A 6237-nucleotide genomic window follows, 5' to 3' on the forward strand; every position below is an offset into this window, starting at 1 on the left:
CTTAGCGATTTTGTTCTTTTAGAACTAAAGTTATTTTTTCAGTAGATATTTCAAGAAATATATCTAATGTTTTAATTTCTTTCCTACAAACATTTAAAATTCTATCTCTTGATAATTTTCTTTGATAATAATCATGTATATATCTATTTCTTAGTTTAACAATTCCTTGAAGTCTTTTTGAATCTTCTTTAGATATAAATCCAAAGTCACTAGATAATTGAATTATATCTGGTCCAGATTTATTTGGAATGAAATTATCAGTAGAAACTAAGTAAGTTTCACACATATCAATTATAAATTCACAAAAAGAATTGAAATAAGATATCATAGCTTCATCAATTATTTCATCTTCACTATTGGGACTTCTTTTTAGACATTCCCTTATTCTAACTAAAAAAACCTTACTTTCAGAAAATTTTTCTTCTAGTTTTTCTTTTTTGTATTTATAATAAACCATTTCTATACTCCTTTAAATCTTTTAAATTTTCTTCTCTTATTATTTCTAAGTACTCCCGATCTCTTTTAAAAGTAGAGTATCCAAGAACGTAATCTAAATATTTTTCTTCTAAAATAATTATCTTATCATTACTATTTATAAGTAGTTCACCAAATGGATAAACAAAACCAGTTATAAATGTAATATGTATATTATCATGTTGAAAATGATTTTTTAGAATTGGAGTTAAGTAATCTTCAATTTCAATTTCATCTTCCCATTCAAGTTCATTAATAGATAAGATCATAACATCTATATCACTTCTGTTTTTATCAAAACAAGTTTCATTATAACTTCCAAAAGTTGCAATACATATAATGTCTTTTAATTTATTAAAATTTAACTGACAATTTCTTAACTTAATCTTATTCATACATTTCACTCCAATTGGCATTAATATATACATTATATCATAAAATAATTGTTCTAAATATAACTTACAAGGTATTAGAAAGGTGAGAGATATGTGTATAGACATATGCATAAAAAGATTTGATATGGTAGAATATAATTATAAAGTAAAAATAAGTAAATGATTAAGGGGGAATTTTAATGTTAAATAAAAAATTAAGCAGAATATTAGGACCAATACTTGGTGTTATGGTGTTTATGACAAGCTTAGGGCTAGGACAAGTTAAAGCTTTAGCAGATGATAATATAAATAAGGCTTCAGTAATTTGTGAAAATACAATTTCCGAAAAAGAGAAAGATTATTCTATCAATATTAATAAAACTGTTGAACAAAATGGTTTTAAAGTAACATTAGATAATGTTATTGGAACAAAACATGATTTAAAAGTACAAGTGAAAATTCAAAGTGATAAGCCTTTTGATACAGAAAATTATAATAATATAATATCAGAAGTTACATTTGGAAAAAGTGATTGCTGGGGTGGAGGCGGATCAGAGGATTATATAAACGATAAAACTTTATTATTAACTATAGAAAAAGAAATTGATGATGATGAAGAATTTCCAGAAAAGGGAGAGTTAAGAGTGGATATAGTAATTCCAAGTTATAAAATTAATGTAGGAATAGATGCTTATGTAGATTTTTCAGAATCATTTAAAAATACATTAGAAATGAAATCATCGTCTAAAATACCAGAATTCAATTTTACATTAAATAAATTGGAGTCTAATGTTATGGGAACAAGATTTGAGTATACTACACCATGGCAAGACTTTGATGAAAGACGAAAAGATCCTGTAGAATCTCAATATTCTTTAATTATATTAAAAGCTGGAGATAGGATGTATAAAACAGAGAAATCAGGCAGTCATTCTTCAAATCATGAAAATATTATAGAAACATATGAAAGCAAATCAGCAACTTATGATAAAGTTAAAGATAACCAAAAATTAAGTTTAATACCAATAGTCTGTTATATGTCTAGAGATGAAATAAACAAAATGTATAATGAAGATGAAATAAATAATAATGAAAAATTAAATTCTAATAAAGAAACTCTTAGTAATGTTAGATATTTAAAATCATTTGAATTTTCTGATGGAACTAAGGGAGAGATATATAATATAGAAAGAAAAGACAATAAAATAAAAGTTTATTGTAAAGGAAATACAGATAAAGCAGGTCTTTTAATGGCAAGTAATATGTTTATGAATTATGAATTCGATGAGAACAATATTATGTTTAACTATATGTATAATAATGGTAAAAATAAAAGTTTCTATAAAGATTCTAATGAGGATTTAGGATATGTTGTAGAATTTAATAATGTGGAGAAAGATAGAATGATAAATTTAAATATTGAATCTATTATAAATCAAATAGATAAATTTAAAATAGGAAATGAAGTTGAATTATCTAAATAACTTAATGCTTAAAATTAAAGTTGAATTTAAATGGGGGAATTTTAATGCTAAATAAAAGATTAAGCAAAATACTAGGACCAATACTTGGTGTTATGGTGTTTATGACAAGCTTAGGAGTAGGAGAAGTTAAGGTTTTAGCGGATGATAATATAAGTCAGGCTTCGGTAACTTGTGAAAATACAAGTTATGATAAGGAAGAGGACTATTCAGTTAAAATAAATAAAAGTGTTGAGCAAAATGGATTTAAAATAACTTTAGATAGTGCTATTGCAACAAAACACAAGTTGAAAATATTAGTTAAAGTAGAAAGTAAAGAATCTATTGATAAAGAAAAAGCAGATAATTTGATAAGTATAGTTACATTTGGAGAAAATTTTAGAGATAGTTCAGGCTATTGGAATGATTATAAAGATGATAAAACATTTTTTATAAATATAAACGAAGAAAGTGACGAAGAAGAATTTCTTGAAAAAGATAGTTTAAGAGTAGATATTGTAATACCTACTTATAAAATTAATGTTGGAATAGATGCAGATGTAGATTTCTCAAAGTCATTTAAAGAGTCAGTTAAAAAGAAAATGAATACTAAAATACCAGAATTTGATTTTACAGTAAATAACATAGAATCAGATATTATGGGAACAACAATTAATTATAGTGGTCCATGGATAGAAAATAGATTCGAAAAGGATGAGCCATCAGACTCACATCATTCTTGTATCATATTACAAGTTGGAGATAAAATGTATAAAGCAAAACGAGGTGGTAGTAGTGCTTCAAAAGAAAATGGAACTAATGGAAAATTTGTTTGTGAATCACTTAATTATGATAAATTTAAAGAATCAGAAAAGATAAGTATAATACCTTTAGTTAGTTATGTTTCTTATGATAGATTAAATGAAATGTGTGAAAATGAAGATAGAAGTGAGTACTACGAGAAAATAAATAATTACAAAGAAATAAAAGATAATGTAAAGTATTTAAAATCATTTGATTTTTATGATGGAAGTAAGGGAGAAATATATAATATAGAAAGAAATGACAATAAAATAAAGGTATATTGCAAAGGAGAGTCAGAAAAAGAAAGTTTATTAATGGTAACTAATATATTTATGGATTATCAATTGGACATTAAAAATGTCAATTATTCAAATAGTTATGAGAGTAGAAAGAATATGAGTTTTTATAAAGACCTAAATGATGAGTTTGGATATGTTGTAGAATTTAACAATGTACCAAAAGATAAAACTATGGATGTGAATTTTGATTTTAATATAAGTAAAATAGATAAATACGAAATAGGAAATGAGGTAATAATAAGTAAATAACAAAGAAAAGGAGAAGTTTTATGAGGTATGTAGTAGTATGCGTAGTAAAAGGAGAAGCAGGAGATTTTAATAATAATTTAAGGCGAGAGCTTTTTAAGAATTTAAAGGCAAAATCGTCTAAATTACCAGCTCATTTTACTATTAAAGCTCCTTTTGAATATGATGGGGATATTATAGAATTAATTAATATTCTTGAAGAAGTAACTCAAACAGAAAAGACGGCACCTTTTAAAATAAGTGGTTATGATCATTTTGGTGATAGAGTAGTGTATATGAATGTAGAGATGTCTGATGAAGGTAAAATAATTCATGATAAAATAATAGAAAAAATGAGCTTAGTTCCATATATTGAATTTGACAAAAGTGATGGAAAAGATAAAACATTTCATATAACTTTAGCATCAAAAAGAATAAGATCTATTTATACAAAGATATGGGAATATATAAATCAGTATTCCTGTGAATTTGAATGTTTGTTTGATAATGTTACAATATATAATTGGACTGAAGGAACTTGGAAAGTATATAAAGAATTTAAGTTTAAAAAATAGGCTCTGTTTTAAATATGCGTTAGTATATGCAATTATTTTATCATGGTTTACTTATGTATACATCAACACTTTATTAAAATAGAGAATAAAACTAATAATAAAGGCTAAACAGGACTATATTGTATATTTAAGATATACATATAGTCCTATTTTTATATGCATTTTGTTATTTAAAACTATAAATTAAATAGAAATTTATATAAGAGATGATAGATATAGTACATTTTAAACGAAGTATTAAGTGTAAGGGATAAGGCATGGTTAAAGTTAATTGAATAAATATTATTTTTAATATGCCTAAATTAATATTGCAAGCTTGCTTTAGGGAGAAGGTTAAAAATGAAAATTGAAGAAGGAAACTTTATTTTTGAATTAAGAAAGAAAAATGAAAAAGCTTTAGATTATGTCATTGATAATTATGGGTGGATTATTAAATCTATAGTTAAAAAGCATTTATATAATCTACAAAGTATTCAAGATGAATGTATTAACGATATACTTTTGGGTATTTGGAATAATATTGAAAGTTTTGATGAAAACAAAGGTGATTTTAAAAATTGGGTTGCTGGAATAGCCAAGTTTAAGTGTATTGATTATAAGAGAAAATATTTAAAAGGATTAGAATATGAAAATATAGATGATTTAAATATAAGTACTCCAGATAATGTTCATGAAGAGATTGTAAAGAGTGAATTAGAATCTGATATTGAAGAGATGTTAAGTTGTTTAAAAGAAAAAGATAGAGATCTATTTTATAAGTTTTATGTTGATGAGAAAGACATAAGTGATATAACAAAAGAAATGGGAATTAAACGAGAAGTCGTATATAACAGATTATCGAGAGGAAAGAAAAAGATTCAAAAAATATTTAAGATATTAGAAAGTAGAGGGTAGAAATATGAATAAAGATATATATGATATGTTGAATGAAATTAATATAAATATAGATGGTTATGAAAAACATTATTTTAATGACTTAGAGAGGAAAAAAATAAAATCTAATTTTAGAAAGTCAATCTCAAAAAAGAAACCTAGAAAAAGAGGAATGATAGCAGCAGTTGCTATTGCAGCTTTAACAATAGGGATGTTGGGAAGTGATATAGGAGTATCTGCACTATCAAAGGTTAGTTATATAATTAATAACGATATAGCTAGTTATTTAGGAATAGAAAGAAACTTAGATGAATATAAAACTGTTATAAATAAATCAATAACAGATAAAGGAATAACAGTTCAATTAAATGAAGTAATATTAGATGGAGATGAAATGACAGTTTCTTGTAATGTAAGTTCTGATAAAAAATTAAAAGATGATGAATCTGGTATTCCTGATTGTAATATCTATATAAATGGAAAAAATATGAGTGCGGGATCAGGTGGGAGCGCTAAAAAGATTGATGATTATACTACACAATCAGTTATCACTTATGATTTGAAAGATAATGACCTAAGTGGAGACTTAAATATAAAAATTTCATGTTCAAATGTAATGTTGCCTGATAGAATGCAAAAGGGAAAGTGGGATTTTGAATTTAAAACTAATGGTGATCAATTAAGAATAGATACTAAGGAAATTCCACTTAATAATAAATTCACTCTAGAAAATGGTCAAGAATATATATTAGAAAAATATACAGACAATTCACTTGGTCAAAAGATTTATGCTTCAATAAATACACCTAAAATAAAATCAGATTATGCTGTTGAGTTAAAAGGAACTGATGATTTAGGGAATAAAGTAGAATTTTATTTATCTCATGGTGATAAAAATTCAGGGCTATTTAAGATAGAAACTATTGATGGAAATCTTAATGAAAATGCAAAATTATTAAAATTAACTCCATATGCAGCTAAATATCCAGAAAATAGTGGTAGGATGGATGGTGAATACAAAAAAGTAGGAGAAGAATTTACAATAGATTTATCTAAATTAAAATAAAACTTAAATGTTTTTATAAGGGTATATTTTAAGATAATGTTGATATATTCATAAGTAAAGCTGGACTGAGTAATTGAACTTAGGAAT

Annotated in this window: 7 protein-coding genes; 5 read left to right on the forward strand and 2 right to left on the reverse strand. The window is 24.9% G+C overall.

Features of this window, described 5'->3' with window-relative positions; all coding sequences use genetic code 11:
- Window position 1 precedes the first annotated feature (1 nt).
- Entirely contained in the window at window positions 2-457 is a 456-nt protein-coding gene (locus NG904_RS14410; protein ID WP_252232311.1) for a HepT-like ribonuclease domain-containing protein, read from the reverse strand.
- A complete protein-coding gene (locus NG904_RS14415; RefSeq protein WP_252232312.1) occupies window positions 444-869 on the reverse strand; it encodes a nucleotidyltransferase domain-containing protein in 426 nt (141 codons plus the stop codon). The genes NG904_RS14410 and NG904_RS14415 overlap by 14 nt, the downstream gene beginning before the upstream one ends.
- A gap of 179 nt (window positions 870-1048) precedes the next feature.
- Here NG904_RS14415 and NG904_RS14420 point away from each other — a divergent pair, with 179 nt between their 5' ends.
- From NG904_RS14420 to NG904_RS14440, 5 genes are all read left to right on the forward strand, one after another.
- Window positions 1049-2332 (forward strand): DUF4179 domain-containing protein, encoded by a 1284-nt coding sequence (locus NG904_RS14420; protein WP_252232314.1) that lies wholly within the window; start codon window positions 1049-1051, stop codon window positions 2330-2332.
- 44 nt (window positions 2333-2376) lie between these two features.
- The gene (locus NG904_RS14425) at window positions 2377-3660 is read left to right on the forward strand and encodes a DUF4179 domain-containing protein (RefSeq protein WP_252232316.1); all 1284 of its coding nucleotides are present in this window, start codon (window positions 2377-2379) and stop codon (window positions 3658-3660) included.
- Between the two features lie 20 nt (window positions 3661-3680).
- Window positions 3681-4211: a 2'-5' RNA ligase family protein gene (locus NG904_RS14430; protein ID WP_252232318.1), complete on the forward strand. Its 531-nt coding sequence runs from the start codon at window positions 3681-3683 to the stop codon at window positions 4209-4211.
- 339 nt (window positions 4212-4550) lie between these two features.
- Complete coding sequence (locus NG904_RS14435) at window positions 4551-5105, forward strand: sigma-70 family RNA polymerase sigma factor (protein ID WP_252232320.1); 555 nt, start codon at window positions 4551-4553, stop codon at window positions 5103-5105.
- A gap of 4 nt (window positions 5106-5109) precedes the next feature.
- Window positions 5110-6150, forward strand: coding sequence for a DUF4179 domain-containing protein (locus tag NG904_RS14440; protein ID WP_252232322.1), 1041 nt, complete (start codon window positions 5110-5112; stop codon window positions 6148-6150).
- Window positions 6151-6237 lie beyond the last annotated feature (87 nt).

Origin of the sequence: Clostridium sp. ZBS15 (genome assembly GCF_023845705.1) — a bacterium.
GTDB classification, from domain to species: Bacteria; Bacillota; Clostridia; order Clostridiales; family Clostridiaceae; genus Clostridium; species Clostridium aquiflavi.

Excerpts from the sequence above, each read along its gene's own strand:
- NG904_RS14425 (WP_252232316.1), top strand. The coding sequence starts at position 2,377 with ATGCTAAATAAAAGATTAAGCAAAATACTAGGACCAATACTTGGTGTT.
- NG904_RS14440 (WP_252232322.1), top strand. The coding sequence starts at position 5,110 with ATGAATAAAGATATATATGATATGTTGAATGAAATTAATATAAATATA.
- NG904_RS14420 (WP_252232314.1), top strand. The coding sequence starts at position 1,049 with ATGTTAAATAAAAAATTAAGCAGAATATTAGGACCAATACTTGGTGTT.
- NG904_RS14430 (WP_252232318.1), top strand. The coding sequence starts at position 3,681 with ATGAGGTATGTAGTAGTATGCGTAGTAAAAGGAGAAGCAGGAGATTTT.
- NG904_RS14435 (WP_252232320.1), top strand. The coding sequence starts at position 4,551 with ATGAAAATTGAAGAAGGAAACTTTATTTTTGAATTAAGAAAGAAAAAT.
- NG904_RS14415 (WP_252232312.1), bottom strand. The coding sequence starts at position 869 with ATGAATAAGATTAAGTTAAGAAATTGTCAGTTAAATTTTAATAAATTA.
- NG904_RS14410 (WP_252232311.1), bottom strand. The coding sequence starts at position 457 with ATGGTTTATTATAAATACAAAAAAGAAAAACTAGAAGAAAAATTTTCT.